Origin of the sequence: Sinorhizobium psoraleae, from assembly GCF_013283645.1 — a bacterium.
Taxonomy (GTDB): domain Bacteria; phylum Pseudomonadota; class Alphaproteobacteria; order Rhizobiales; family Rhizobiaceae; genus Sinorhizobium; species Sinorhizobium psoraleae.
This window is the reverse complement of the sequence record NZ_JABEKV010000001.1, coordinates 1570787-1595692: the sequence shown is the minus strand read 5'-3', so window position 1 is coordinate 1595692 and position 24906 is coordinate 1570787. Positions and strand designations below refer to the sequence as shown.

The following is a 24906-nucleotide window of genomic DNA, read 5'->3' as shown; positions in this document are numbered from 1 at the left end:
AAAATCCTTTGCTAGGCCATCCGGCCAACTCGATATCGTTCGATGATCGCAGAGACACCCAGCGGCAACTCAGCCAAGCCACCGTCTGCCGCCGCCTCTCGATTTTCGTAGAAGTGACCGACGAGCAGCAGAATCGCCCAGCGCAGATCCTGCGGCAGCGTTTGATGGCCACACTGGAAGGTGACTTTCACCGCACCTGGCTCGCAGGTGACTGACGGCCACGCAGTATCGCGAGCCGGCCATATCCGCAGTGGCTGCTGATCTAAATCGTATCGCAGACCGCTGACAGTCTGCTCGACGCCGGCACCGTCCCGATATGTAACGGACGTGACGCCGATCACCGGCCCGAGCGGCACGATGATCTCGCAGGGGAAATAGTCCAGTGACAGCCGCCACGTCTGCTGCAGCAGCGCAATTCCGATACCATTCGGCCCCTCGATGGCAGCCTCTGCGGCAGCGACCATGGACGTTATGTCCGCATCGTCATCGTCGTGAAAAACACGCAGATTGCGCTTGGCCTCTGCAAGGGTCACGGCCGGTCCTTCCGGCGCAACCGTTCTAACCAGCCGCGACCACTCGTTCATTTCTTCCGAACTTTCTGCGGTGCAATTGTCGGCGAAGCAGCGTCATCGAGGATCTCGCCAAGATCCTCCCAACCACCGCCCACCTGCTCCTTGAAAACATCGAGGTCAACGACCTCGCCGCGGCGGTATGAAAATGTATCGCCAGCCAGGCTCGACAAAACTTTGATTTTCATGGGAATAGGGAGGCCGAAGCCCCCCTCCTCTCGTTAGGACGCTGCGTGCTGGAGCGACTTGACCGCGGCTGCGTCGAGCAACTCACCGTCCAGGCGCGTGAAGCCGATGAAGCCGGTCTGATCGTAATCCGCGTAGCGCTCGACAAGACGACGGATCGCAAACTCGCGGACCATGCGGACGACGTAGCGGTTGAAGGCGCCGAAAACGACCGACTTGTTGGAGGCGCCGATGGCGGCCACCGCCTGGTTGATGCTGTACGGCTTCTCGAGAATGGTGGCGGGTGCGCCAGTTCTCACGTCGGCCGGCTGCCAAACGTACCGATCTTCCGCATCCTTGATCTTCCGAAGCGCTTTCAGCGTTCCGTCGTTAAACATCCAGCGAGCGGACGGGTCGTCGCGGTATGCGGGGTCGACGGCGTGGAAGAGATCGATCAGGTTGCCGAAGGTGATCGCAGCCGCAGCGGCAACGCCGGTAACAGCGGTCGCGGCAGTAACGATGCCGTTCGGCTGGCTCGAGCCGGTACCGACGGTCAGGTGGCGGTTGCCGATACGGCCGATGCGCTCGGCCATCGCGGAACGTACGGTCCCCTCGACATCGATGGCCGAATCCTGCAGGAGCTCGGCGGAGACCAGCACAACACCGGAGGTGTACTTGTAGGCCTCGAGCGTCTTTGTGCCGAACGCCACTTCGCTCTCGGTGACCTGCGTATTTTCGCCGATGAGCGCGCCCTCATTGGAGGTGTCGTCCATCGTCGGCCACGGAATCGAATTGCCGGCGGTCGTGGTCAGCACACGTGTAATGCCCGGATCCAACATCGGACCCCACGCTTTGAGCGACTTGACCAATTCGGCCATGAAGCCTTCCGGCACAAGATATCCGCCCTTGGAATCCGTCCCGACCGCCTGGGCGCGCATCTCGCGAACGATCTTGCGCTGCTCCGCCGGCATGTCTTCCAGGCCGTGACGCAGGTAACTGCGGAAGGCTGCGGCGCGAGCTTCGTCTACGCTCTCCTGCTGACCGCCGTGCACCGATCGGTCCTCACCGTTCGGGCGGCGATCGTCAGCGGCATTCAGGTCGCGCTCGCGCTCGGCAAGCTTCTGCTCACGTGCGACGCGCGCCTCGATGCGGTCATATTCGGCCATGGCGCGGTCATGCTGCTGCTCGAGTTCGGCAACGCGCTCTTCCTTGGTGTCGTTGTTGATCTCAGCAAGGGCGGAGCGGGCTTCCGCAACAAGCTGTTCCTGCTTGGCGCGAAGTTCTGCAATAGTCATATTGACTAACCTCATTAAAAAAGGCGCCGAAGCGCCTGTTGTTTCGATGATTTTGTGCGGCGACTAGCCGCGTTTTCGGACCTTCAGGTCCAGGCTCATGGAAAGCCGCGCTCTCACCGAGGCGGCGCTCCGCACCGGCAAGTCAGTCGCCGCCGGATCTTCGTTGCCCTCGACGGGCTTGTTGGTGGCAGAGTGAGTATCCCGCCATTCTTGCAGTGCTCGCTTGCCGATCGTCGTGTCGTCATATGCCGGCCACGCGACCGCGCTGACCTCTATGAGGTCGACAGCCTGGATGGTGCGGACGGGTGGGTCGACAGTCTCGTCCCACTCTTGCTTGGTCACATGGAAACCAAAGCTCATCCCAGAAATATCGCCCCGCTCGACAAGCTCCCAAAGGTCATTACCGTCAGTGGTGTTCGGGATGTCGATTTCACAGAGTAGGCCTTTGCTGTCTTCGGACAGACGCAACGTCCCGCTGGCGGTGCGCCCGATAACGCGCCCCATGTCGTGATCGACGAGGGCTCGCACGTCTCCGCCAATGGTGCCCGCAAAGGCACCAGGCGCGATGCTCTCCGTCCACCAGCCGCCAATATCGGCACTCGAATTAAAGACGGCCGCATACCCTACAAGGGTCCGCTTTTCGTCTTCGGCGCGGGTTTCAACGCCAAGCGTGCCGCCACGTTTCTCGATCTTCGTCATGCGGCTTGTGCCTCGTCGTCCGGTTTGTTGTCGTTGGCTGGCTGGCGGGCCGCGGTGCTTTGCATGCCCAGCGGCACAGTCGCGCCCTGAATGTGCAACAGTTCGGCATCGCCGCCCTTGCTAGGCCAGTTCTCCATCGCGCGTACCTCATCGGGTGTGTAAATCGCGTTTTGGATGCCCTTTGCGTAGCCTTCCATGCGAGTGCGGAAGTCCCCTCTCATCAGCGAATCGAGGTTAAATTCGCAGAATTTTGTGCGATTTCGCGCCGAGAATAACTTAAGGTTCAACTCTTGTTCCCACGCCTTAACCCACTGAGAGATCAGGTGCTTGGTCAACGCGAGGTCTTGCTGCTCGGTGTTGCTGAACGTGCCGTGAGTTAGATCCTGCAGGAAGACGGGCGGGATGCCGTAAATGCGCGCGATTTCCTCGATCCCGAGACGGCGGGACTCCACCATCTGCGATTTTTCCGGATCGACGCCTACGGCCTTCAACTCATGCCCGGTCGGCATGATCATGACGTTTCGACGCTCGGCGTTGGCGTCTCGAACCGCCTTCTCAACGTCTTGCGACGCCCTCGATGCAGCTGCCGGAGACGGCATCGGACCGTAAAGCGCCAAAGGAGGCACGCCACCGTTTGCAAAGAACTTGCGGGCGTACTCGTCCAGCGCAAGCGCTAGGCCAACCGCACCTTTCAGCTTGCTAATCGGATCGACGTGAGACACGCCATCGGGCTTCAGCATGAAAGTCAGGTCGAGAACTTCGTTGGCGGCATAGGTAACTTTCCGTCCACCATCATCGTAGTGGTAAAGCTTCCGACCGCTCTTGCGCTCGATCGTCAACTTGTCGGTGTCGAGGGGCCAGATGCTCATCACCCTGCCGGCCTTGTTTTGTTCGATGAACGAAACACCGCGGCCACGCAGTAGGACGTTGATCATCATGCCCTTTCGCCACATGAACGACGTGAGCTCGTCGTTCGGCGCGTCATGCAGGATGCTGTAGAGCGGGTCAGACTCGACGGTGTCACGTCCCTCTCCGCTCTTCTTGAACACCTGCAGTGGAAGGCTGGCGATCGTGTTGGCAATGAAATTCACCGCACACCACACTGCCGGCACTTCAAGCGCCGTTTCGTGCGTCACGACAACTCCGGCCACCCCGTGCCATTCGCCCATCAGAGTACGCCAGGCGTTCACGTCAGAAAGCGGAACACTCGGGTTTTCCAGACTCGCTCGCGTTTCCGCGGCGGCTTTTCTAAATGGCCACATCAAACCACCGCTATCTTGAAGTTAGGATTTTCCCACGGAGATACCTGCGAAACAGGCTCAGGCATGCCGTCTGTGGCGAAACCTATTACGATTGCGAGCGCCACTGCGGCGTCGATACGAACCGATGCCTTGGCTTTCACGAACCATCTATTGTCCTGTGGGTCTCGATCGAAGGTCGCGCCCATAAGGGCTGTCATGAGCACAGGATTCCGACGGAGCCGAATTCGCCCGTCGATAATCATGTTCTCGATCTCAGTGACCGAGCCAGGCATCCACAAGCCCTGTGGTGCAGGTAATCCAGCAGCCTTGGCCGCATCGATCTTGGAAGGCTCGGGACGTGCCCTCACCTTCCCACCTTGTGGATGCGCCACATGCTCGACGACAACACCCAACGCCTCGACCTCCTCGCGGAATTTGTCGTAGGCGTATCGGTCGTAAGCGATACCGCGAAGATCAAAGTGCTCGTAAAGCTTTTGAACGCGTGCCGCGACAAAATCATATCGAATGCGTGGACCTTGCGGCGCATTGAGCCAACCAGCTTCGACCCATTGCTCGTATGGTGCCTTGTCGGCTGCCGCGCGTGCCTTGACCGTATCACCAGGAGTCCAAGCCTCCACCCATGCGTCAAACGTTGGCAGCTTGACCAACGAGCCGTCGGGGCGCTCCATCTCTTTGAAGCCGGTCGGAACGGCGCAGGCCAGAACGGTCATATCTTTGGACGCAGATAGGTCGCACCCAATAAAGAGCGGCTTTCCGGCGTGCTCTTCCTCGGGCTCGAAATCGACCATCACACCTTCGACAGTGGAGCGTGGCATCCACGCCTTGTCAGCATCCGTCCAACGGCAAAAGTGCAACCGAAGAATGCCGTTCAGCTTGCCGGGAATCTGCTTGGCCTGGGCGACCACGCCTGCGAGGTAATCGTCCGTGAGGATCGTGCCGAGGAGTGGGTTAGCCTTCTTCCAGCAAGTTGGATCCTCGAGCGGGTCGTCGTCCTTGTCGAGGGCGCACACGTAAGCAAACGTCGTGTCGTCGATGACTTCACCGACATAGGTGAAATCGTCGTCAGGCTCGCGGGTACCAGCGGCAACGCGTACTGCGTGCTCGTGCTCTTCCCAGCAAACCGAATTGCGATCGCTGCCGCTGTTGGTGATCATCAGCAGCAGCGGCTGCCGACGAAACTTGAAGCCGCGCTCGAGCATCTCCATGACCGATCGGTCAGGATGCTCATGCACCTCATCGCACAACGCAAAATGCGGACGAAGGCCCGAACCAGTCTTCCCAGCTTCTTTCGAAAGAGGGCGGAAGAAGGAGCTCTTGGCGTGGTAGGCAAGATTGAATTCCTTGCCTGGCCCACCACTGGTCTTTGTGCGCTCCAACAACTTCGGAGATTGATTCCTCATCTTGATCGCGTCGCGGAACAAGATGTTCGCTTGGTCTTTCGTCGCCGCGGCGGCGTAGATCTGTGCGCCAGCCTCTTGGTCGGACATCATCCCGTAGAGACCAACACCACCGGCAAATGGCGACTTTCCGTTTCCCTTGCCTTCTTCGATATAGGCGCGCCGAAAGCGGCGATTGCCGTGCGCGTTCTTCCAGCCAAATAGCGAACCGAGCTTAAATGCTTGCGACTGATGCAATCGGAACGGCGTACCTTCGAACTGCCCTTCGCTGAGCTTTAGGCGCTCTTCAAAGAAACGAAAAACGCGCGTAGCGGCCTCGTCATCCCACCACAGCCCCCGACTGTGGCCGCTCGCGAGATCGTCGAAATGACGGCGACAGGCATTTCTAACATGGGGGCCGGCAATCTCTCGACCGTCGATGACCGCTTGCGCATATTCATTCACGCGCTCAAGCGCCGGGCCACCCTCAATCGAGGAGGTCGTCCTTCTCCTCTTCGTCATCCGTCACCACGATTTTCGTCGCATCAGCCGGCGTAGCGCCCATTTGCCCAAGCATCTGGCGAAGCAGATTCATTGCCTGTACGCCAACATCCTGGTTGGCCATGATGCGGCCCTGAATACTTGCAGCCATACCCACGAGGGTACGGTGCGACTGGTTGAGCCAAGGCAATTCTTTTTGAAACAGCAGCCAGGCGGCCTTGGCCTTGCAGCCCTCGCTGTCTTTAATCCACGAGGGCGGAGCGCCGAGAGGTCCGTTGGCCTTCGGCTCCTTGCGACCGTTGAAACGACCAGCGTTTATCTTCTCACGCCCCTCGGTCTTTGCCTTGCCGAGCGGGCTCCTCGGTCTTGGCATATGAGCGAGCCTCCGATGGGGTCATATTCTGAATTGCAGGTGCGTGCGTTGTGGTGGCCCGCAGGTCGGGCTTTCGGCACTGCCGGAGCGATCTGACCCACCCCTCCCACTAGATGGGCCAGCCGTCTGGAGAGAACCGTATGACATCCTTGCCGAGCTCCATGCGCCGCTTATGGGTGTCGTGGCAGCTTTTGCAAAGTGACTGGAGATTCGAAGGATCGAAGAACAGATCCAACTGGCCGCGATGTGGGGTTATGTGGTCGACCGTGTCTGCCGCGGTTACGTCTTCGACCTCAAGACAGAAGCGACAAAGCGGCTCTGACATCAGCTGCGTTTCACGCAGGCGCCTCCATCGTGCTGTGTCGTAGAGGTGGTGCCATGCTGCCCTGGCTCCCCGGGCCGGATTCGAACCGAAACTATTCTCGATAGGAGTCATGCCGCCAGGTCTGTTGATGATGATCGTCGCCACCGCCGATATCGGCGCTGATTTATCGTCGCGACGATTGTCGTCGGCACATCGGCACGCCGACGACGATGGGCCAACGTCGGCGATCCTCCGCGAATCAACCTAAGTGCAGGCAATAGACGAATGCCGCAGTCGTCCAAATGCGCCTGGTAGCCTGTGGATTGCACAATGGCGGGCGCGGGATTTCATCCCTTCATAGTTATAGGGGTATGAGCCTGCCGAAAGGTCAGACTTGGCGCGCTTCTTTTGCGATCTCCATGGCGCGCTCGAAATTGTCGTTGGCCGCCACAAGCAGTCGCCGACCCGCCGCAATCGCGTATTTGCCCGTGTAGCCGCGCGCCTCGCCGATCTGCTTCAGGCTCTTCGCCTCCGTGGCCTGGGTCAAAATCGAGATGTCTTCATCCTTCATCGCCTGGAGCGTTTCAGACCACAGGTCGCGGTCAATTCGTTCAGACACAACGTCCTGCCAGGTGTGAAATCCGCTGTCGCCCGTCGCGACCTTGACGAGGCCTGGGAATAGCTGTGCTAGGTTGCGCGGGCCGGCCGGGAAGCCATCGTGGCATTTCGTGATTGGCACATTTGTTTTGGCCATAGCATCGGCCAGCGTTTGCCGATCTTGGGCCTTGGTAGTCGGCGGCTCCTTGGGTCGGCGATCGGTTTTCTTCACAGGGCGCGCCGTCTGGACATTCTTGAACAGCCCAGGCGGGTCATTGCGTCCTGCAAAGTAATCAAACGTCAGCGCCTCCTCCAAGGGATCGGGAGCTGATCCCTTGTCCCTTGTCGACTTCTCGCGCGTTCCCAACATGGCGCCCACTGGCATTTTGATCGGCGAGTTCACGACTTTGCCCTCAACAAGCTTGTGGCCGGGCTCGGTTTGTGTGCCGTCGCTGAATCGGAGTTTGCCAATCCGGACAATTACCTTATGCGGCTTACCATCTTCGTCGATGTGCGTGCCGCATTCGAAATCACCGTCAACCGGAATGGCGTGGATCTCGCGCTTCGACATCGCGTCCGCATGATCTTCATCCCAGATCATCCCCGGCAGCATCATCGGCTCTTGGCGATATTTCATCACCACATCGGTCAGCGATTCTTTGATCGCCTCGGGCGACGGAATGTACTCAACGGCGCGCTCGGTTCCGAAGTCTTCCGGCTTCTTGTTGTCGTTGGCCGGCGTCAATCGCCAGTTCGTCTGCACGATGGGCAAGGGCTGCTTAGGTCCATCCTCGATCGCGCCCACTGGTCTATTGCGTATGGCCAGCAGCGCCGACAATTCTGACAGGTCACGGTGCCTGGGCTTTGTCGACTTTCGCGGCTTTTCGAAAATGTCGCTGTCATCCTTGGGCGCTGTGGCGCGCCAGGCGTCAACAGCTGCACGATGTTCGGCGGTGGTGCGTTCCATGATTATCCCCTCGTTTTCCGATTTTGGTAGCGTGACAAGACCGCTTGCCCTTTTGCCGAAAGCGGCAGGCTGTATGTCAGGTCGTCGTTTTGCTTCCACGGCCCGAACATTTTTCTGGCTTCCAATATAAGCTGGGTTCGCTCGTTGACTCGCCGGTGCGCGCTACTCTCGCCGGTCCTGAGGAAGTCGGCCTGCGCCTTCGTGAGCCGGAGTTCTTTGGGCGACCAGTTCATTGCTGGATCCTCAAAGTGGGCTTCGGCAACTCCACCTCATCGATGTCGACGGTGAGCTGGTTGGGCACGCCTGGCGCTTCTTCGAACTTCGCGACGATTGTCTGGCGAACCCGCTCACCGTGCCGGCGCATTTCGCTTATGGCTGCTACGCGGGGGATTGTGCTCTCCCTTAGTGGAGTAACGACATTTTCGTGGCAGGCCTCGAAGCCGCGACGAAAAGCATCGTCCGCGATGAATCGGATGGCCTCCCTGGCGGCTTCTAGTGCGGTGTCGACGTCGCATGCACCGTCGGCCTCGGCGTCGAGCGCATCGACCATCGAGGATAATGCTCGGAGATATCGATCGACGTCCCGCTCTTGTTCGACGAGGTGGGGAATGTTTTTCAGGTGGCGCTCAAAGACGGTCACGAGTTGACAACCTCCTCCAGCAATGGCGCCAGATGATAGCTGACACTGGCCCGATATTTGGTCGGCCAATTTGCGGGCATCTCCGCCAAGGCGATTCCAGCGCCGAAGCCTCCCCACAGATCGCCCTGGCGTGCAAGAGCAGCGCGAACAGCGTCACCATTGTGCAGTTGGATGTAATGATGGCCAGGTCGGTCAATCTTCTCGACGGCACTGTAGAAATCCCGAAGTTGACGTTTGATTCGAGCGACGTCCGCTGGGACGGCGCAGAGGTTGTGTTTTTCTGCGAATGCTGATGCGGTCATGCTGTCCTCCTTGGGTTGGATGAGTTGGCCATTGCCACGTTGCCACGTTGCCAACATGCTTTTGGCACCCAGATAAAGGGACCAAAAATCGGAGTGAAAACCATCTTGGCAATATGGCAATGGAGAGATATTTTTTATATATATCATTGATATATATATGTTTTCTCGTTGCTGTAGCGTGGCAACGGACTGCAACCGTTGCCACGATTGTGATATTGGGGTGGGACGCCGTTGCTACGTTGCCGTTTCTGTTGCCAAATCCAGCAATTGGAATTTGCTTCCTGCACCCGGCTTAGGCTTTCCCAGAATGCGGATTTCGTCGCTCTCAATTAGGTACTGGAGCGCACCGTCGACTTCGCGCAGATCACTTCCACGGACGCCCTTCCTTCGCAGCAAAGCCGAGTAAGCTATCGTGTGGTCGGGAGCCTCGCGCAGGATCTCGACTATGCATTTGCGAAGCGCCTCAGCGGGGCTGGATGACATGTGGCGGGACACGCCACTGGCTATCAGTTCGATTGAGCGGTAGACGACCGCCCATGCCCATTCGACGTCATCGAGCGAGATCGATGGTTTGCCGGCATCTCTACCGATAGCCCTGATCGCGGCAAGGCGAACGGTGTTCTCGGCGGCGCGGCCATTGATGTCGTTGTACACTTCATCCCACCCGCGCCGGTGCTGCCACAGAAATATCTCGCCCCAACGCTTGTAGGCCTCTCCATGCTCTCCGCCCTCGAAAGGTATCTTGGCCTTAGTCGCACCGGCCGGCGGCTTCGGGAACTGTGTAATGGCGCGATGCAGGGCGGCCACGAGGCTTGCGGGTGGCTTCAAGTCAACATCTAGGCTGGGAACGCGTACCCCGTCCTCATCGCGTGACCCGGTGACAAATACGAACCTATTGATGAAGCCGTCGGACACCGATGCGGCGCTCAGGCCCGCGTACAACGTCGACGGCGTCGTCATAGCCAGCACTGTAAGTGCAGGCCCAATCAACGGCCCGTCGTCTTTTTTGGTTTCGCTGCTGGCGTATATGCGACCGTCGAACACGGAGTTTGATTGATCAAAAATGGCCAGCAGCATCTTACGGATGGACGCCGACGCGGAGTTTTGATTCCGGCCGTTGATGTCCTGGAGCAGGATCCCGAACTCATCGAGAACAGCCACGGTCGAGATGCTCTTCCGCAGCATCCGTTCAATGGCGGCATAACTGGTCGGGTCGCCGTTGCTGACCGCCCCTTGCGCCCCGCAGAGATCGCCCAGCGCGCGGATTGCCTTCGGTGGGTGACCCTTGCCGCCGGCCGTCGCCAGAAGGGTACAAAAATAGATATTCACACCGGCATTCGTTGGGCCGATCGCCTTCTTACCGAAGCACCCGCCGAGGAGTGCAATGGCAGCGGCCAGTGATAGCTCCGGCACCGGCACGATTGCCGTACTGTTGACCCACGTGGCAATCTCGGCCAGCAGCCCGCCAGCTGCTTCAGGCGTGAAGGGGCTCGGGTGCATATTGGGCGTGTCGGAAAGATTCGGCTTGATGTTGTCGTTTGCGGGCGCGGGAACCGACCTTTTAGATAGCATCGCTGCCGCGAACTGCTTGCCCCTCTCCGCTTGAGCCTCGCGCTCCTCAATCAACGGCACGCCGAATTTACCCCACAGCCGCGCGAAATCCTTCTGTGCCCGCTGTTCCGTTGTGTAGCGGTGAAACCAGTCGCCCTCCGAAGATAAGAAGAGAGAGGCCGCCTGCTCAGCGGTATAACCGTCGAAGGCAAGTTGCTCTACGACGCGGGCGGCGTGCTCCGAGCGGTCACCAACATCACAGGCGGCGAGAAGCACGCTGGCATTTTCGGTGACAGCAATCCCATTGACCGACGGAAGTTCACCAAGCGTGACGCTCGCTGCCGCCGCCGCAGGCCCAGACCAAGGCTCCAATGCCCCGCGAAGTTCCTCGACGGACGTCAGCGTGCCGTCCCAATGATCCTGCACGATGACCGTTACCGGTTCGATGGAACGGCCGCGCTCAAGTTTCTTTTTGTTTGGCCAGTTGAGGCAGCCGGGTATTCGCCAGACGTGAGCGATGTCCGCCGTGCCGTGGTCGCTTCCGGTTGCGCGCTTCAATGCAGCGGCAAGTGGCTTTGCTTCGGCTGGCGGAATTGGACGGTCGAATAGAATGAAGGGCTGTTGATTGCCTGGCGATGTTTCCAAGACCAGATTGGCGTCCAAGGGCAGAGAACCCGACATACGCTTATCGCTATCCATGTCGGCAACGAGGCCAAGCACAGCTACGATATCGGCTTCGGTGCCACGCTTGCCTCGCCCGAGACCGCGTCGCATTACTTGGAGGCCAATGTAGCAATTGGCGCCGGCCGTCGACGCATGCGCCATTATCGCCTCGACGGTGCCATCTACATCGCCGATCGCATGATGGGACACTGCTCCGTCGACGTCAGCGCCACCCGTTGTATTCGCGAAGAACACGGAGGAGACTAGGACGCCGTTGATTCCGTCAGCAAGTGAATGCAGCATCGCGCAGTGCGCGCGGATGGCCGCTTCATCGAATGCGGCGACGGGTGGAGTTTTAATTTTGGGAAGTGGTGCCATCGGCCGTAACGTGCCCCCTGAGTTTCGCTATTGCTGCTTGCGTGATCACTGTGGCCAGTGCAGGTGAGAATGTCGCAAGGCGCCTTCCGCCGTTACCGTTCGGGGCGTAGACCAAACGCCTGCCGTCGAAGGTCTCCATTAGTTTGAGGTCATACATCCGAACACTATCGTTCAGTTCGAGATCGAAATTCGCGATGAGCCTCACCTGCCCGCCACCCGGATTGGCAGCAGGTTTGATGTCGAGGATCCTCACGGTTCACCCAATCGCCAGCGCGAGCGACCCAAAGTCGTCGGCGCCGCGACCACCGTTTCGCGTGGCGAAGTACCGACCTTCGATCTCGCGCGTGTCGTCGCAGCGTTCGCGGATGCCGCAGGCGACGAGGAATGCTTCAAATCGCGGCGAACGGCGCTTCCCGTCCGCGCTCACCAAGAACGAGAACACTTGGATCGTCTGGCTTGGGCGTCCATCGGCCGGGTCGGCGAAAACGTTGATCCGGACGAGCTCGTCGGATTCTTCCTTGATGTCGACGGCGAACACTCTCCATGCTCTCCATTCGGCCGATTGCTTGAGACGCTGCTGGGCAGCCTCGGCAACTCGCTCGACCTGGCGAGTGGGTGCCGTTACGCAGAAAGTGACAGCATCGCTAGTGGTGATTTCAGGGCGCAAGGATCCTCCTCTCCGGCGCGCGGCCGGTCAGTTGGTTGGCGGAAATGTGTGATTGGTAGTAAATAACCGGCGAACGTCGCGGAGCGTCAAGGGATGGCCGGAGTTCCGGCGTTCGTTATTTCGCGCATGCAAGGGCTCCCATCAGGAGCGGGCGCAGCCTATCCATAACTACTGCTGCGTCTTCAACTGTGTCTGCCAAGTCTTCTTGCGGTGAGCACACGGCACTTCTAGCCGCCACTTCTTCGGACAATAGGCGAGCACCCTTGATTAGCACGCCAAGCTCATTCCAGAGCTCCACGATTTTCTCGGTCATGCTGCAGCCCTCCCAGTGATGCGCGCATCGATCCATTCGGCGACCTCGCTCGCGACGAAAGCAAAGCGCTTGGGACCACCGAGCGAAACTGCCTTGGGGAAAGTCCCGGCCGCGCGCTTTGCGTTGATTGCTGTTCGTGAAAGTGAAGTCATCCGGCACGCCTCATTCATCGAGATAAGGCGCGGCGTGTTGTCGTTGCTGTGTTGCATGTTATCACCTCTGTGTCTTTGTTGAAGGTGACAACTAACTAGGCGTTTACCCCTGGAAAGTCACAACGAGATAATCGGATTACTTTGTGGTGAGGGCTTCCCCTACCAACTCGCCGTGCTCGTCTCGGGCAGCTTTGTAGATTTTTACCGCCCGCGCTATCGTATTTTCGTGCACGCCGAATTCCTTGGCCAGTGCGGCCAGCGCCTCTTGGTGAGACAACTTCGTGGGGTCGTGCTCCCGCTCGCGCTTGTCGCCGTAAACCTGATCATAGCGTTCCCCGATATCCAGCCACCGCGCAGGCGGCCGTTTCGGCTGCCCTCGATCCTTAGGCTTTGGCGCAAGAAGGTCGGCCACGAACCTCAGGAACGGGCGCGAGGCGAAACCCTCCCGCAGCAGCGCTCGTGTCTCGCGCAATGCCTCAAGATCGCGGCCGTCGTGCATCTTGGCGCGAAGGTCCGCGGTCTTCGGGCAGTAAATGTGGCCGATCTTCGCCATCACACACCGCCCAAGCAATACGCAGCCCAATCGGCCATGAGCGCCCTTCGCTTCGCCAGCACGTCGCCACGCCGATAGGCGCGTTCGGTTTCATCGCCAACCACGTGCGCCAATGCAGCCTCGGCGATCTCGCTCTGATGGTCGGTTTCCTCTGCCGCCCAATCGCGGAAAGTCGAGCGCATACCGTGGACGGTGTAGCCCTCGACAACTGCCTTGAGCGCGTAATCCATTGTCTGGTGGGATATCGGCTTCTTCGCCTTGATGCCGGGAAATACATAGTCGTTGAGGCTTTTTTCCTGCATCTCCCGCACGATCTCGACGGCACGGTCGCAGAGCGGCACGCGATGCTGACGCTTCCCCTTCCCCATGCGCTTCGCCGGGATCGTCCAGACCTTCGCGTCCAGATCGAATTCCGACCACGTGGCCAGCCTCGTTTCGCTGGTTCGAACGGCCGTCAAGATGGTGAATTCCAGCGCCAGTGCGCCCATAGCGTCAACCGCGCGCAACTTCGTCATGAAGGCCGGAACGTCGGCATATGGCATTGCGGCATGATGTCCGCGATTCAATGCGTCCTGTGGTGCTAGGAGCTTGTCGAGCAGGCCCTTCCACTGGGCAGGATTGTCGCCGTCACGCAGCTTTCGCGCCTTGGCAGCGTCGAGCACGAGCCGGACGCGCGTCAGCGTCTTTTCTGCCGCCGCAGGCTTTTCGTGCCAGAGCGGTTTAAGCACCCGCAGCACGTCGTCTGTTGACACCTCGGCTACCGGCACCTTGCGGATCGGCTTGGCGAATTCGCGGGCAAATTGCTTCCAGCCGACTACCGTTTTTGCGCCTGTCCACTTCGGCGTCATCGCTTCTATATACTCGTCGGCGACCTCGCCAAAGGTCTTCGGCTTGATCCTCGCCTGACGCTCGGCCATGTCCTTGAATGGGTCGCCTCCGCGACCTAGGATCGTTCGGACCTCATCTGCCTTGACGCGTGCTGCGGCGAGCGACACATGGCCGGTGCCTGTCCCGTAAGAGCCGAGACCCATTTCGCGACGCCTGCCGTGGCGGATGTATATGAACACCCAATAGCGTGTGCCGGCCTTGCCTGTATGCAGCCACAATCCTTCGCCGTCGCGCAACTTAGCCTTCGTGCTCGTCTTGATCTCCAAGGCGGTAAGCAGGTTCCTGGCCATTCCTAACGGTTCTCCCAATTCTAGTCGCTGCATAGCAAAGTCAGTAGTGACAACACATGCAGCCATATTGGGAGTATCGTTAGGAAAATCAAGTTCCAGTGTGCAATAAAGTCAACTATTTCAAGTAGTTGTATCCGGAGCTCGACTACCGCAACGGCGGGTGAATGCGGAGCCGCGCATTCCGCGCGCCCAGGCATTGCGTTCAAGATCGTGAGCCGCGCTCTCGGGACGGGCGCGGGCGTGCGACCTGCCGCTCCCGCAGCACGCAAGTGAGTCGCATTTAAGAAAAGTGCGACTTATCGCCATCGAACCTGACAACCGCCATTTTTGGGCTTAAGCTCCGAATCAGATTTAAGTTGTTTTTTCCCGGCGATCTCTGTCCCGGCATTCCGCCGCATCCCTTGGAGCAACATCGATGACGCCAGCCGAAAGGCCCTGCGACGAGACGATTCGGCTGGCGCTGCGCCGGATCCTCGACAGCCGCGGCTTTCGGCGAAGCGAAAGGCTGCGCGCTTTCCTTGCCTATGTCGTCGAGAAGGAAATGATCGGCGAAGGCGCGCAACTAAAGGGATATTCGATCGGCGTCGACGTCTTCGGCCGCGATCAGACCTTCGATGCAGACGGCGACCCGCTTGTCCGCGTCCATGCCGGCAAGTTGCGCAAGCTGCTCAAGACCTTCTACGACACCGACGGCGCCGACGAAAAGTGGCAGATCACCATTCCGAAGGGAACCTATGTCCCGGAGTACCGCCGCATGCACGGCGCCGCTGCCGAGACGGTCGCGGTTTCGGTCCGGCAGGAAAAGAGCACCCGCCAACCCTCGTCCGGACGCCGCGCTCCCTGGCAGCCGGCGCCATTTTCTTCTCCCTGGGCGGTGCTGAGCGTCCTGCCGCTTCTGCTCTTCGCGCCCCTGCCCTCCCCCGAGATGACGCTGGACATCGACGCGGAGGCCAAGCTCGTCGACGGGCCGATGGCCGCCATCCGCGGCTTGCCGTCCGTCCGCGTCGGCGTAACCGGCCCCGAACACAAGGGCACCAGACATTTCGCAAAGGCGCTGCGCGAGGCCGCACTTCGCCACAAAACGCTTGCCAGGGCGAGCGCGGTCGAGGGCGAAGGCGCGCCAGCCTCCAGCAATCAGGCTCTGGCCTTCTCGATCAATCTCACCTGGTACGACGCGCCTGCAGCGGGCATCCGCATCACGCTCTCGCATGACGGCGAAGGCATCCCGCTGCGGCACGATTTCATCACCGCGGAACGGCTGGCGAGCGAGCCGGACATTCTCTACGAGAGCACCTCGCTTGCCGCAAAGCTCTTCGCGCTCGACGGCGAGATCTACGCCCACACCGCCGCGGAGAAGGTCCAGAGCACGCTCATGGAATGCATGACCGCGACGGCGCGCTACCGCCGGCTGCTCACGCGCGACAGCTTCCAGAAGGCCTGGGACTGCCAGCAGAAGCTCGGTCCGCTCAAGGGCGACGAGCCGTTCTTCATCATTTCCGCCAACAGCCCGCTCAAGATTATCGGCCACTAAGGCATTCCGCTGTCAGGTGGTATCACTGAAAGCAGAAAAGATGCTCTACATTCGAAGTTCTAGAGCACCCCTCTGCGCGTCCGGCTGCACACGCGACGCTTTTGGCTCTGCTGGTGCGACGCGTGAAAGCGCATTTTTCCCTGCAATATTAAGACTGTTCATTTGCGTGATTCGCACTTACCGTGTGTGCGTGCGTTGGATTTCATGCCGGGTTGCTCACTGGAGCACCGCGCGTTCGGCGAACGCGTAACGGGGTTCCAGCTAGTCGGACCTGCGGCGTCCTGGGTTTTGGTCGCAGGCATGCACATTGGTCAGCAGTAACCGCGCCTTGCGCGGATGTGTCCCACGAGCAGCAGGTGTCGAGGTCGGCGACCGGCCGGACGCTTGGCTGGAGGAGAAGGTCTTGGTCGGCGGGTTGCAACGCCTTCCGGACGCTCGAGTGGGGGACATTGGACATGCCGCAAGATTCCTGGAAACAGGCGGGCGCCAAGGACGATCCTGTCGGCTTCCTGCCGCAACTGCCCGTTCCATACCGTGGCCCGGACGACCGGCTCGCCATCGCCGAGATGGCGGAGGTTTTCGGGGTGACGCACCGGACGTTGCATTTCTACGAAGAAAAAGGCTTGCTGACCGCCGCGCGCATGGGGCCGATGCGCGTCTATGGCGAGGACCATATCCGCCGCATGGCGGTGATCAACGCCTGCCGGGAAATCGACATGCCGATCGCCGCGATCCAGGAACTGATGGCGGCACTCGACCGGGCGGAAAACCAGGAGCGGGCCGACGAACTGTTCGACGCTGCCCTGCAGGCGCGTCGCCGCGAGCTCGCCGCCCAGCAATCGATCCTGCGCCGCCAGATGCAGAAGATCGCCGAGTTGCTCGAAGCGAGATCGGTGGAGGGCGAAGACGATCCGACGGCAGCGGAGCATGTGCACCTGTCGCCGATCGAGTCCGACTGCCTGGGCTTCATGGCCGAAGGTTATTCGGCTTCGCGCATCGCCCGGCTGATGGACATGGACCTGACCGCGGCGCTCACGCTTGAATCCGGGATCATCCGCAAATTCGGCGCCCACAATCGCTTCCAGGCTGTCGCCAAGGCGGTTCTCGCCGGAGTGATCGCGTCGGAATAGAGATCGAACGAAACGATAACGCCGACCACAGACCGATACGGCCTGTCGCAATATTTGACGAGCAGAGCGGCCCCGCGCAGTTGTCATCGCCCCTGCGCAGCAGTAGTATTTTGCCCACAGCCGTGTACGTCTTTATCCGCGGACTGCATGTCTTGTCAGCGATATGCTTCTGATAGAGCAGAAGAGCCTCTCGAAATTCGAGAGCCCTATTCAGAAGCTTATTTCCATCCGGCGCCAGTAAATGGCGTGTCCGCCGATCTTTATTGAATTCGGCCGGATATACTTGGAGGAAAAAATGAGCAAGCTCACGACAATTCTCATTCTCGCAGGCGGCCTCGCCCTGTCCGGCTGCCAATCTGCGACGACAGGATCGACCGGACGCGCTGGCGAGTTCGGTTGTATCGCCGGCACGGTCGGCGGCGCGGTCGTTGGCGGCTTTGCCGGCGCGGCGATCGGTTCGGGAACCGGTCAGCTCTGGGCTGTTGGCAGCGGCGCTGCGCTGGGTGCTGCGGGCGGCAATGCCTTGACCTGCTATTGATGCGAAGGGTCGAGATGATGAAAAGACTAGTCCTGCTGACGGCATTCGCATTCTCTACGGCCATTACGGCCGGGGCGCAAAATCAACCGGCGGCTATGAATCAGGGCCAGATGGATCGGCTCGACCGTGACAGGAATGGCGCGGTCGACCAATCCGAATACCAGGCCTTCATGACGTCGGCCTTCACGAGTCTGGACAAGAACAAGGACGGCAGCCTGCGCTCCGAAGAAGTGGCGCAGGTTCTGAACACGCAGCAGTTTGCCGCTACTGACGCCAACCGCGACGGCAGGCTCAGCCAAAACGAGTTCCTGAACCGGGTCATGGCCGACTTCAAGACAGCCGACCGCAGCGGCGACGGTAATCTTCAGTAGAAGACATGCCGGCGCATCCAGCGAGCACGTGAGCCCGATCAGCCAACGCTATCGGCGGTTGCGCGCCTGCTGCATGCTTCCTTGACGAAGCCGCTTTAAGGAAAACATGCAGCGATTCAAGGTGCTATAGCGTTCTTTGTGCGTCTGACAAGACGCGCGGCGCTGTAGCGCTACCCGCCTCACGACTTCTGGCATTCAGGCAGGCGCCGCGGCTTTTCGAATTTGTCCAGTTGCTCCTTTGTAAGGCAAAGCGGAAAGCCCGCCAGCCGCATTGTCTCCACAAGGCGCCGATGTTCGGCCTCGTTGTAGCCCGGATCGTTGTTCATCAGCTCGGCGTTGAGGTCTGGAAAGACCTTCAGCGCCTGCTCGACCCAGGACTTCGCCTCGGCGGTTCGCCCGAGAGCGGCTAGAGATCCCGCCTTGAAGACCCATTTGTCGCGGTTGTAGTTGGCGGTCGTCACACGGTCGAGCATGCGGAGGCTGTCTTCGTAACGGCCTGCCATGAAATAGGCATAGGCAAACGGGCCCGAGGCCCACATCGGGTAGTTCGGATCGAGTCTTATCGCCTGTTCGATCAGTTCAGCGCCGCGCTCGGCTTCGCCAAGCGTCGATGCTAAGCCGATATAGAAAATCAGGATTTCCGCCGCCCCCGGCGCCAGGCGAAGTGCAGTGTCGAATTCAGCCTTCGCGCGCACAAAGTCGCCTCTCCCTCCCAGACTCATCCCTAGAACCGCGTGCGCTTCGGGGTCGCCGGGGTCTAGTCGGACCGCCATTTCTGCGGCTTCGTCGGCCTTGCGCGTTGCCGTGTCCCAGTCGGCGCCAAAGCTCCGCCATACGCAATAGGAGTGGAAGAGCTCCGCCCAGGCGCGCGCCAGCCCGGGATCGATTTCAACGGCGCGCGTGAGGAGCCGGATGGCTTCTTCCACGTCGGATTTGGTGAAGAGTTCCAGCTTCTCCGTACCTAGCAGGTAGAGCTCGTATGCGGATAGATTTTCCGGCGGCTTGCGGCGGGCGGCGTTCCGCCCCGCCTCTTGTATGAGCCCCGCGCCGCCTCCGAGGCGGTTTGCAATTTGTTCGGCGATTTCGTTCTGGACGGCGAAGATATCCCTGTCCGGCTGATCCCACCGATTGGACCAGATGTCCTCGCCGCTGGCCGCGTCGATCAGGCGTGCGGCAATGCGGGTTCGACCTGCCTCCCGCTGGATCGAGCCTTCGATGACATAGCCAACATGCAATGCAGCTGCGACTTCCCGCGGATCGACGGCTTTCCCTTTGTAGATGGCGGTCGAGTTGCTGCCGATGACGGCGTATTCGGGAAAGCGCGCCAGATCGGTGATGATGTCCTCGGTGAGTCCATCGGCAAGGCGCTGGGCGGCTTCGTCGCCGATGCTATTGAATGGCAAGACGGCGACCGACGGTACACGGCTGCGCTGCGCGTCATAGCGATCGGGCCTGAGGAGCGGCCAGCCTGCAACAGCAGCGATCATCGCCAAGCAAATCGCAGCAACGGCCGCCTTCCACCTCCACCGTTTCGGCGGAACCCCAGCGGCCTCGGCCTGCGACACCGACAGCATATAGCCCCGTTTCGGCACTGTACGGATGACTGCGTGCGCGTTGTCGCCGAAAGCCCTGCGAATGTCGGCGATACATTGCACGAGGCTATCGTCGGTCACCGCGACACGACCCCACACCGCTTCGATCAGTTCGTCTTTGGTCACGACCCGTCCGGCATGGTCGGCGAGATATGTCAGGACGGCGAAAGCCTGCGGCCGCAACATCACGTCGCGACCCTGACCATCATGCAACAACCCCACGCGAAAATCCGCGGTTACGCCGTTGAATGTGAATGCATCGGGTAACCGGACATCCATGCCGCGCCCTCCCTCCGCCGGGTAATTCTTGGAAACGCCGCGCCGAAATATTAGCAAACACTTGGGCTGCCTGAAATGCCGCCCGATGTGGCGCTTCGGGATAATTTCGGCAATTGATCGGCACCCCTTCGTTACTTTATCCGCGCAGTCGACGCAGATTGATTGATCCAGCACATCAGTCCGGATCGAGGGACTCAGATGATCCAAACGCCAACAATGCCTTCTGCCTTGTTCGCAGCCGGAGCCTTTCTTGGTCTCCTCACTCATGTCGAAGCGCATCCGACCGGCAGCGACTGGACCTATCCGCCGGCATGCTGCAAGGGCGATCATGCGACCGGTGACTGCCAGGCCATTCCGGGTAGAGATGTCAGCAAAGGCCGACATGGATTTTCGGTGGTACTCCATCCAGGCGACCACCACCTGGTGACGAAAAAGCAGCGCTTCCTGATCCCCTACGGGGACGAAATTCCATCGGGCGACAACGACTTTCACATTTGCCTTCATCCCACGGAGGAGCACATGAACTGCTTCTTTGCGCCGCCTGATGGTGTTTGAAGGCACTGCCCTGCGAAGGAAACCCTCGAAGTCCTCGTAAAAGGATTGGCACAGCGACAAGACGCATGCAGCCAAGGGTCGGGTGTCTCGGTCCAGAGGCGTTCCCGGTCGTCTGCCTGCGCGCAAGGAATGTGGCCCCGAAAGCAGTCCGTTACTGTTCCAATTGAGCCCGCCTCACGTCGCCCCCCCTCAATACGCGCGATCGTGATAGCTTTATCCATGTAGAGCGAACCCAGCGCGAAGAACCATCTCTCAAGATGACTGGCAACACGCCGGAAACAACTTGCGCTCACCTTTATCCGTTTAACGTTAAATCAATATTTTTAGCAAACTCTGGTTGTGCAGATCGGGGGACGAGGAAGACGCTTCATCACGGGCGCAAGCCTCTTGAGGAAAACGGAAAAATACTCTCATGGCAACGCGCCTGAGTCACGATGATACCGGGCGGCGCGGGGAACGTCCGGTCAATAAAGCAGCGCTTTGCATTCATTTCCTGCTTTTTGTTCTTCTTGTCCTTTCCGTCTGGGCGATGCCCCGCGGCCCCCTTGTGCTTGTCGTTACGCACCCGAACGAGCCGCCGCAAAAAGCCATGTCGGTGATCGCCGCTGCCGGCGGCTCCTTCGTCGCCAGCGGAGGGCTGCCGTGGCTTTCACTGGCGCATGCCGATTCCGAAGATTTCCCGGCGAAGCTGCTGCATGCCGGCGCACTGCTTGTTCTCAATGCTGGCCTCTCGATGGCCTGCTCGCAGGAAGGTTTGAAATGAGCGCTCTCGAAAAAATTCGCCAGAAGGTGTCGCCGGGGATCGTCGCGCTTCTTTGGATCAATGTCGCACTGATCGCCCTCACGACCGCGATGCGCGCGGACGGCTTCGACCGCCTCGCCGTCGGCGCCGCCATCGTCATCGTGGCGTCGGCAACCATCGGCTGGATCCGCGACAGGACGGGGCCGACGACCCGGATCGTCACTGCAATGGCCCACGCGGCCACGGTTGCCCTTCTTGTTTTTGCCTTTTCCGGCTCGCCGCTGCAGATCGACATGCACATGTATTTCTTCGCCAGCCTCGCGATCTGCGCCGCCTGGATCGACTGGCGCGCGATCGTCGGCTATGCGGCGCTCGTCAGCGTTCATCATCTGCTGCTCTATTTTGTCTCGCCTTTCGCGGTTTTCCCGCAAAGCTCGGATTTTTCGCGCGTGTTGCTCCACGCGGTCATCCTGACGCTGGAAAGCGCGGTTCTTATCGCGATGGTCTTCTCACTGGTTTCCGCGTTGGTTTCGGCGGAAAAGGCGACGCACGAAGCCGAAGAAGCCCATCGTCAAAACGCCGAGATGGCTGAGCGAGCGAGAGCGGCCGACCTCCAGGCCGAAGCCGAGCGGGTTCGTCTCACGGCGGAAGCGGAAGAGGCCGCGCGCATGCGTCTGCAAGAGGCCACGTCCGGACTTGCCGCCGGCCTTCGCCGGCTGGCAGCGGGCGATCTTGCCTTCCAGCTCACCCAGCCTTTCGCGCCGGATTTCGAGGCGCTTCGCCACGACCTGAACGGCGCGGTCTCGCAACTCAGTGCGACCTTGAAAGGCGTGGCGCGGGCTGCCGGCGCCATTGATGGCAACTCGCGCGATATCAGCCGGAGCTCCGGCGAACTCTCGACGCGCACCGAGCGGCAGGCCGCGTCGCTGGAGGAGACCGCAGCCGCCCTCGGCCAGATCACCGCCAACGTCACCCACGCGTCCAAGCGGGCGGAGGAAGCTCGCGTCGTCGCGGCGCAGGCCAATACCAGCGCCTTGCAGTCCGGCAGGATCGTCTCCGAAGCCGTCGATGCAATGGGCCGGATCGAACAATCGTCGACACAGATTTCCAGCATTATCGGCGTGATCGACGACATCGCCTTCCAGACCAATCTGCTGGCCTTGAATGCCGGCGTGGAGGCCGCGCGGGCCGGCGAAGCGGGCAAGGGATTTGCCGTCGTCGCGCAGGAAGTGCGCGAACTGGCGCAGCGCTCCGCCCAGGCTGCCAAGGAGATCAAGGAACTCATCCGCAATTCAAGCGCCGAGGTCCAGAACGGGGTCAAGCTGGTCAGCGAGACCGGTGCGACGCTGAGCGCGATCGAAACCTATATCGCGACCGTCAACGAGCACATGGATGCAATCGCGCTCTCCGCGCGCGAACAGTCCTCGGAGCTCGTCGGCGTCAACGCCGCCGTCACCCAGATGGACCAGGTTACCCAGCGGAACGCCGCCATGGTCGAGGAGGCGACCGCCTCAGGCGCAGCGCTCGCCGACGCGGCGGCCCAGCTTCGCGAACTGATCGCGCATTTCCAACTGGGGGATACGGCACGGAACACCGCGGCGGCGCACCGCGTCTCCGGGCTCCAGAAGGTCGCCTAACGCTTGGCGATCCCGGCAATGCTTTGTCGGGATCGCCATGAACCCATCTGCAGCGCGGTGCAAAACTGCATTTCAATCAATCGCGATGCCGCTGCGGCGCTAGAGCCATTGACTGCGCGTAAGCCAATGGTGAGCGATTGCCGGGCATATTCTCGTCGAGCACCAGGGTCTTGAGGTCATCGGAGCGAACGTCGAGAGCCACCGCCCGTTCGAGCTTGTCGACTGACCAAACGACATAGCCAAGCTTCGCGCTATATCCACACTCGCATCCGCAGTTGCAATCATGTTCACGCTCATGCTCGTCTTCGTCTTCGCGTTCGCACTTACATTTCGCTGCGACGATCTTGTGCGGGGAGACTGGCAGAATCATGATCTGCGGCTTCGGCAGTTTGTAGCAATGCCCTTCATAGGCATAGCCGTAAATTACCCCAACACTCTCAAAGCCACCGCTCACCCCGGTATCAACTGATATATAATGGAAATATTGGGATGTTTTTACCGCAATTATGACGTTTTCTGCAGCAATGATACCCGGCTTCTTAATAACCTCATTAATCATAATTCCCATTGCTTCAATAATGTCGCCATAGTTTTCTGGTGAAATTTTCGGATTTCCCCTCAGAAGTTCTTCCATTTTTTCCTTGTAATACTCATTATCCTCATTTGAATCTTGTGACTTTTTAAAGATATTACCGGGCCTTCCGTAGAGCCTTATTTCTCCGGGATTGTACGGATCCCTGCGTCCCGTTATTTCGTGCCGGTCAGTGAACAAGCTTGGATTTCCACAACAATCACTCATGTTCCTCTCCTTCCGAGCTCTATCTTCGATTGATGATCTCACGCCATGCAAAATTCGACTCCAGCAGGCCAGCCGCCGGACCCTGAGCAGCGGCAATCACGGCGTATGCCGCCTGATCGAGCCGCAGCGTGTTCGGATCGAGTGACCACAGCGCGACCGCGATAGCCTGGCCAACGGCATCGCGGGCAGCGGTCAGCGCCAATCTGAAGATCATCGGTTTGATCTGGAAGGCATCCTCGGTCATCTGGCGGAACCGGTCGAAGTCATCCTGCGCCAGGTCTCGTATATCGATATCCACGAGCCGTATGTCGGCGCAGTCGCGCGCAACGAGCTCCCGATGATAAAGTTCGACGATGGTGTCGAAGATGGCGCCGACGAACGGAAGTGCTCGGTCATGCACGTTCTGCGTCGTCTCGGACACGCGGCGGAAATTGGTGGCGAGGCGGATCTGCGTCTCCGGGCTCGTTTCCGCAAAGCGGTTGAGTTCATTGTAAAGCAGCAGATTGCCTCTCGTTCGCCGCAGCAGCCGGTCGATGGCGGAGTCGAAATGCAGGAACGAGATCAGCGACACCGCGTCCGAAAAAGCTTCCGAGAATGGAAAGAAGTCGTCCCCCTGTGTCGGGGCTGTCGGGATTCCTGTCTCTGAAAGCAGGATGAGGTGGCCGACCTCATGGGCGATCGCGTCGAAATTCAACGCGTAAGGCCGCCTTATGCCACCGATATCGGAACACCCTAGTTCCAGGAAACCGTAGCCCGCCTGTGCGTTGTCCCAGTTTACGAAGGCGACGATCTCAAGCCTCGGAAAGGTCTGGCTGAAGAACCATCGGATCGGGTGCCCCAGATAGCTCTGCCAGATGTCGAGAACGAAATGCACGCAGGCATAGGCGTGTACGCCAAGAAATGCTCTCGAGTCAGGTCGCATATTGTCGAAGTGGCGGTCCGGACCGGGGCTTGGCGGAGGACGCCTGGCACCATCAAACGGCGGGAGTTGATTGGAGGCGTACGGGTGCTTGTCAAGGAGCGGATCGACCACATACATGGTCGGGTCGCTCGGCCCCTCGCCGATTTCGTCGCGCGGTATCGAAAGCCACACGCGGTCCGGCTGCTCATATCCGGGAATGAAGGGCGGCTGAGGAAATATCCAGAAGCGCGTACCAAGGCGCGCATTTGCCGATTCGAGGGCATCGTCCCCAAGCAGACGCATAGCACAATTGCCCCCCTCGATGG

The 24906-nt window shown here is 59.8% G+C and carries 28 protein-coding genes; 7 read left to right on the top strand and 21 right to left on the bottom strand.

The genetic code is table 11. The features are described 5' to 3' along the window. Window positions 1–11: 11 nt before the first annotated feature. The 18 genes from ILFOPFJJ_RS07385 to ILFOPFJJ_RS07300 all read right to left on the bottom strand — a co-directional run bounded on the left by ILFOPFJJ_RS07385 (window position 12) and on the right by ILFOPFJJ_RS07300 (window position 14505). Complete coding sequence (locus ILFOPFJJ_RS07385) at window positions 12–584, bottom strand: head-tail connector protein (protein ID WP_173509871.1); 573 nt, start codon at window positions 582–584, stop codon at window positions 12–14. Beyond that, complete coding sequence (locus ILFOPFJJ_RS07380; protein WP_173509870.1) at window positions 581–757, bottom strand: hypothetical protein; 177 nt, start codon at window positions 755–757, stop codon at window positions 581–583. The genes ILFOPFJJ_RS07385 and ILFOPFJJ_RS07380 overlap by 4 nt, the downstream gene beginning before the upstream one ends. Before the next feature lie 33 nt (window positions 758–790). Further along, window positions 791–2029: a phage major capsid protein gene (locus tag ILFOPFJJ_RS07375; RefSeq protein WP_173509869.1), complete on the bottom strand. Its 1239-nt coding sequence runs from the start codon at window positions 2027–2029 to the stop codon at window positions 791–793. A gap of 63 nt (window positions 2030–2092) precedes the next feature. Next, window positions 2093–2728 carry an HK97 family phage prohead protease gene (locus ILFOPFJJ_RS07370; RefSeq protein WP_173509868.1) on the bottom strand — a complete coding sequence of 212 codons (636 nt, stop codon included), beginning with the start codon at window positions 2726–2728 and terminating at the stop codon, window positions 2093–2095. Then, complete coding sequence (locus ILFOPFJJ_RS07365; protein ID WP_173509867.1) at window positions 2725–3897, bottom strand: phage portal protein; 1173 nt, start codon at window positions 3895–3897, stop codon at window positions 2725–2727. Before ILFOPFJJ_RS07365 ends, ILFOPFJJ_RS07370 begins: the two co-directional genes overlap by 4 nt. A gap of 92 nt (window positions 3898–3989) precedes the next feature. Further along, complete coding sequence (locus ILFOPFJJ_RS07360; RefSeq protein WP_173509866.1) at window positions 3990–5888, bottom strand: terminase large subunit; 1899 nt, start codon at window positions 5886–5888, stop codon at window positions 3990–3992. Further along, a complete protein-coding gene (locus ILFOPFJJ_RS07355; protein ID WP_173509865.1) occupies window positions 5854–6240 on the bottom strand; it encodes a hypothetical protein in 387 nt (128 codons plus the stop codon). The genes ILFOPFJJ_RS07360 and ILFOPFJJ_RS07355 overlap by 35 nt, the downstream gene beginning before the upstream one ends. 109 nt (window positions 6241–6349) lie before the next feature. Beyond that, window positions 6350–6565 carry an HNH endonuclease gene (locus tag ILFOPFJJ_RS07350; RefSeq protein WP_312032689.1) on the bottom strand — a complete coding sequence of 72 codons (216 nt, stop codon included), beginning with the start codon at window positions 6563–6565 and terminating at the stop codon, window positions 6350–6352. Window positions 6566–6932: 367 nt separating this feature from the next. Next, window positions 6933–8108: a hypothetical protein gene (locus ILFOPFJJ_RS07345; protein WP_173509864.1), complete on the bottom strand. Its 1176-nt coding sequence runs from the start codon at window positions 8106–8108 to the stop codon at window positions 6933–6935. A gap of 2 nt (window positions 8109–8110) precedes the next feature. Further along, a complete protein-coding gene (locus tag ILFOPFJJ_RS07340; RefSeq protein ID WP_173509863.1) occupies window positions 8111–8341 on the bottom strand; it encodes a hypothetical protein in 231 nt (76 codons plus the stop codon). Continuing rightward, window positions 8338–8748, bottom strand: a complete 411-nt coding sequence (locus tag ILFOPFJJ_RS07335) for a hypothetical protein (protein ID WP_173509862.1) — start codon at window positions 8746–8748, stop codon at window positions 8338–8340. The genes ILFOPFJJ_RS07340 and ILFOPFJJ_RS07335 overlap by 4 nt, the downstream gene beginning before the upstream one ends. Next, the gene (locus ILFOPFJJ_RS07330) at window positions 8745–9050 is read right to left on the bottom strand and encodes a hypothetical protein (protein ID WP_173509861.1); all 306 of its coding nucleotides are present in this window, start codon (window positions 9048–9050) and stop codon (window positions 8745–8747) included. The genes ILFOPFJJ_RS07335 and ILFOPFJJ_RS07330 overlap by 4 nt, the downstream gene beginning before the upstream one ends. 234 nt (window positions 9051–9284) lie before the next feature. Beyond that, complete coding sequence (locus ILFOPFJJ_RS07325) at window positions 9285–11642, bottom strand: DNA-primase RepB domain-containing protein (RefSeq protein ID WP_173509860.1); 2358 nt, start codon at window positions 11640–11642, stop codon at window positions 9285–9287. A gap of 256 nt (window positions 11643–11898) precedes the next feature. Continuing rightward, window positions 11899–12180 carry a hypothetical protein gene (locus tag ILFOPFJJ_RS07320; protein WP_173509859.1) on the bottom strand — a complete coding sequence of 94 codons (282 nt, stop codon included), beginning with the start codon at window positions 12178–12180 and terminating at the stop codon, window positions 11899–11901. Between the two features lie 244 nt (window positions 12181–12424). Next, a complete protein-coding gene (locus ILFOPFJJ_RS07315) occupies window positions 12425–12622 on the bottom strand; it encodes a hypothetical protein (RefSeq protein ID WP_173509858.1) in 198 nt (65 codons plus the stop codon). Beyond that, entirely contained in the window at window positions 12619–12792 is a 174-nt protein-coding gene (locus tag ILFOPFJJ_RS07310; protein ID WP_282438582.1) for a helix-turn-helix transcriptional regulator, read from the bottom strand. Before ILFOPFJJ_RS07310 ends, ILFOPFJJ_RS07315 begins: the two co-directional genes overlap by 4 nt. A gap of 118 nt (window positions 12793–12910) precedes the next feature. Next, window positions 12911–13327: a hypothetical protein gene (locus ILFOPFJJ_RS07305; protein WP_173509856.1), complete on the bottom strand. Its 417-nt coding sequence runs from the start codon at window positions 13325–13327 to the stop codon at window positions 12911–12913. Beyond that, a complete protein-coding gene (locus ILFOPFJJ_RS07300; protein ID WP_173509855.1) occupies window positions 13327–14505 on the bottom strand; it encodes a tyrosine-type recombinase/integrase in 1179 nt (392 codons plus the stop codon). Before ILFOPFJJ_RS07300 ends, ILFOPFJJ_RS07305 begins: the two co-directional genes overlap by 1 nt. Before the next feature lie 415 nt (window positions 14506–14920). Here ILFOPFJJ_RS07300 and ILFOPFJJ_RS07295 point away from each other — a divergent pair, with 415 nt between their 5' ends. The 4 genes from ILFOPFJJ_RS07295 to ILFOPFJJ_RS07280 all read left to right on the top strand — a co-directional run bounded on the left by ILFOPFJJ_RS07295 (window position 14921) and on the right by ILFOPFJJ_RS07280 (window position 18075). Continuing rightward, window positions 14921–16036, top strand: coding sequence for a hypothetical protein (locus ILFOPFJJ_RS07295; RefSeq protein WP_173509854.1), 1116 nt, complete (start codon window positions 14921–14923; stop codon window positions 16034–16036). A gap of 455 nt (window positions 16037–16491) precedes the next feature. Then, window positions 16492–17166: a MerR family transcriptional regulator gene (locus tag ILFOPFJJ_RS07290; protein ID WP_173509853.1), complete on the top strand. Its 675-nt coding sequence runs from the start codon at window positions 16492–16494 to the stop codon at window positions 17164–17166. 295 nt (window positions 17167–17461) lie between these two features. After that, the gene (locus ILFOPFJJ_RS07285) at window positions 17462–17704 is read left to right on the top strand and encodes a glycine zipper 2TM domain-containing protein (protein ID WP_173509852.1); all 243 of its coding nucleotides are present in this window, start codon (window positions 17462–17464) and stop codon (window positions 17702–17704) included. A 17-nt stretch (window positions 17705–17721) separates the two neighbouring features. Next, window positions 17722–18075 (top strand): EF-hand domain-containing protein, encoded by a 354-nt coding sequence (locus tag ILFOPFJJ_RS07280; RefSeq protein WP_173510180.1) that lies wholly within the window; start codon window positions 17722–17724, stop codon window positions 18073–18075. 179 nt (window positions 18076–18254) lie between these two features. Here the strand turns inward: ILFOPFJJ_RS07280 and ILFOPFJJ_RS07275 are convergent, their stop codons facing one another. Next, window positions 18255–19946 (bottom strand): winged helix-turn-helix domain-containing protein, encoded by a 1692-nt coding sequence (locus tag ILFOPFJJ_RS07275; protein WP_210267322.1) that lies wholly within the window; start codon window positions 19944–19946, stop codon window positions 18255–18257. Window positions 19947–20162: 216 nt separating this feature from the next. Here ILFOPFJJ_RS07275 and ILFOPFJJ_RS07265 point away from each other — a divergent pair, with 216 nt between their 5' ends. From ILFOPFJJ_RS07265 to ILFOPFJJ_RS07255, 3 genes are all read left to right on the top strand, one after another. Further along, window positions 20163–20501: a hypothetical protein gene (locus ILFOPFJJ_RS07265; protein WP_246299551.1), complete on the top strand. Its 339-nt coding sequence runs from the start codon at window positions 20163–20165 to the stop codon at window positions 20499–20501. A 412-nt stretch (window positions 20502–20913) separates the two neighbouring features. Continuing rightward, window positions 20914–21264 (top strand): hypothetical protein, encoded by a 351-nt coding sequence (locus ILFOPFJJ_RS07260; protein WP_173509851.1) that lies wholly within the window; start codon window positions 20914–20916, stop codon window positions 21262–21264. Continuing rightward, window positions 21261–22880 carry a methyl-accepting chemotaxis protein gene (locus ILFOPFJJ_RS07255; RefSeq protein WP_173509850.1) on the top strand — a complete coding sequence of 540 codons (1620 nt, stop codon included), beginning with the start codon at window positions 21261–21263 and terminating at the stop codon, window positions 22878–22880. Before ILFOPFJJ_RS07260 ends, ILFOPFJJ_RS07255 begins: the two co-directional genes overlap by 4 nt. 76 nt (window positions 22881–22956) lie before the next feature. On the opposite strand, the gene ILFOPFJJ_RS07250 is transcribed toward ILFOPFJJ_RS07255, so the two are convergent. Both ILFOPFJJ_RS07250 and ILFOPFJJ_RS07245 read right to left on the bottom strand, forming a co-directional pair. Next, window positions 22957–23679, bottom strand: a complete 723-nt coding sequence (locus tag ILFOPFJJ_RS07250; RefSeq protein WP_173509849.1) for a hypothetical protein — start codon at window positions 23677–23679, stop codon at window positions 22957–22959. A 19-nt stretch (window positions 23680–23698) separates the two neighbouring features. Continuing rightward, on the bottom strand, window positions 23699–24883 hold the full coding sequence (locus ILFOPFJJ_RS07245) for a gluzincin family metallopeptidase (RefSeq protein WP_173509848.1): 1185 nt from the start codon (window positions 24881–24883) through the stop codon (window positions 23699–23701). Window positions 24884–24906: the final 23 nt, after the last annotated feature.

Excerpts from the sequence above, each read along its gene's own strand:
- ILFOPFJJ_RS07315 (WP_173509858.1), bottom strand. The coding sequence starts at position 12,622 with ATGACCGAGAAAATCGTGGAGCTCTGGAATGAGCTTGGCGTGCTAATC.
- ILFOPFJJ_RS07355 (WP_173509865.1), bottom strand. The coding sequence starts at position 6,240 with ATGCCAAGACCGAGGAGCCCGCTCGGCAAGGCAAAGACCGAGGGGCGT.
- ILFOPFJJ_RS07385 (WP_173509871.1), bottom strand. The coding sequence starts at position 584 with ATGAACGAGTGGTCGCGGCTGGTTAGAACGGTTGCGCCGGAAGGACCG.
- ILFOPFJJ_RS07255 (WP_173509850.1), top strand. The coding sequence starts at position 21,261 with ATGAGCGCTCTCGAAAAAATTCGCCAGAAGGTGTCGCCGGGGATCGTC.
- ILFOPFJJ_RS07275 (WP_210267322.1), bottom strand. The coding sequence starts at position 19,946 with ATGGATGTCCGGTTACCCGATGCATTCACATTCAACGGCGTAACCGCG.
- ILFOPFJJ_RS07370 (WP_173509868.1), bottom strand. The coding sequence starts at position 2,728 with ATGACGAAGATCGAGAAACGTGGCGGCACGCTTGGCGTTGAAACCCGC.
- ILFOPFJJ_RS07245 (WP_173509848.1), bottom strand. The coding sequence starts at position 24,883 with ATGCGTCTGCTTGGGGACGATGCCCTCGAATCGGCAAATGCGCGCCTT.
- ILFOPFJJ_RS07350 (WP_312032689.1), bottom strand. The coding sequence starts at position 6,565 with ATGTCAGAGCCGCTTTGTCGCTTCTGTCTTGAGGTCGAAGACGTAACC.
- ILFOPFJJ_RS07325 (WP_173509860.1), bottom strand. The coding sequence starts at position 11,642 with ATGGCACCACTTCCCAAAATTAAAACTCCACCCGTCGCCGCATTCGAT.
- ILFOPFJJ_RS07330 (WP_173509861.1), bottom strand. The coding sequence starts at position 9,050 with ATGACCGCATCAGCATTCGCAGAAAAACACAACCTCTGCGCCGTCCCA.
- ILFOPFJJ_RS07340 (WP_173509863.1), bottom strand. The coding sequence starts at position 8,341 with ATGAACTGGTCGCCCAAAGAACTCCGGCTCACGAAGGCGCAGGCCGAC.
- ILFOPFJJ_RS07280 (WP_173510180.1), top strand. The coding sequence starts at position 17,722 with ATGAAAAGACTAGTCCTGCTGACGGCATTCGCATTCTCTACGGCCATT.
- ILFOPFJJ_RS07365 (WP_173509867.1), bottom strand. The coding sequence starts at position 3,897 with ATGGGCGAATGGCACGGGGTGGCCGGAGTTGTCGTGACGCACGAAACG.
- ILFOPFJJ_RS07265 (WP_246299551.1), top strand. The coding sequence starts at position 20,163 with ATGCCTTCTGCCTTGTTCGCAGCCGGAGCCTTTCTTGGTCTCCTCACT.
- ILFOPFJJ_RS07300 (WP_173509855.1), bottom strand. The coding sequence starts at position 14,505 with ATGGCCAGGAACCTGCTTACCGCCTTGGAGATCAAGACGAGCACGAAG.
- ILFOPFJJ_RS07285 (WP_173509852.1), top strand. The coding sequence starts at position 17,462 with ATGAGCAAGCTCACGACAATTCTCATTCTCGCAGGCGGCCTCGCCCTG.
- ILFOPFJJ_RS07360 (WP_173509866.1), bottom strand. The coding sequence starts at position 5,888 with ATGACGAAGAGGAGAAGGACGACCTCCTCGATTGAGGGTGGCCCGGCG.
- ILFOPFJJ_RS07380 (WP_173509870.1), bottom strand. The coding sequence starts at position 757 with ATGAAAATCAAAGTTTTGTCGAGCCTGGCTGGCGATACATTTTCATAC.
- ILFOPFJJ_RS07375 (WP_173509869.1), bottom strand. The coding sequence starts at position 2,029 with ATGACTATTGCAGAACTTCGCGCCAAGCAGGAACAGCTTGTTGCGGAA.
- ILFOPFJJ_RS07290 (WP_173509853.1), top strand. The coding sequence starts at position 16,492 with ATGCCGCAAGATTCCTGGAAACAGGCGGGCGCCAAGGACGATCCTGTC.
- ILFOPFJJ_RS07305 (WP_173509856.1), bottom strand. The coding sequence starts at position 13,327 with ATGGCGAAGATCGGCCACATTTACTGCCCGAAGACCGCGGACCTTCGC.
- ILFOPFJJ_RS07260 (WP_173509851.1), top strand. The coding sequence starts at position 20,914 with ATGGCAACGCGCCTGAGTCACGATGATACCGGGCGGCGCGGGGAACGT.
- ILFOPFJJ_RS07295 (WP_173509854.1), top strand. The coding sequence starts at position 14,921 with ATGACGCCAGCCGAAAGGCCCTGCGACGAGACGATTCGGCTGGCGCTG.
- ILFOPFJJ_RS07250 (WP_173509849.1), bottom strand. The coding sequence starts at position 23,679 with ATGAGTGATTGTTGTGGAAATCCAAGCTTGTTCACTGACCGGCACGAA.
- ILFOPFJJ_RS07345 (WP_173509864.1), bottom strand. The coding sequence starts at position 8,108 with ATGGAACGCACCACCGCCGAACATCGTGCAGCTGTTGACGCCTGGCGC.
- ILFOPFJJ_RS07310 (WP_282438582.1), bottom strand. The coding sequence starts at position 12,792 with ATGAATGAGGCGTGCCGGATGACTTCACTTTCACGAACAGCAATCAAC.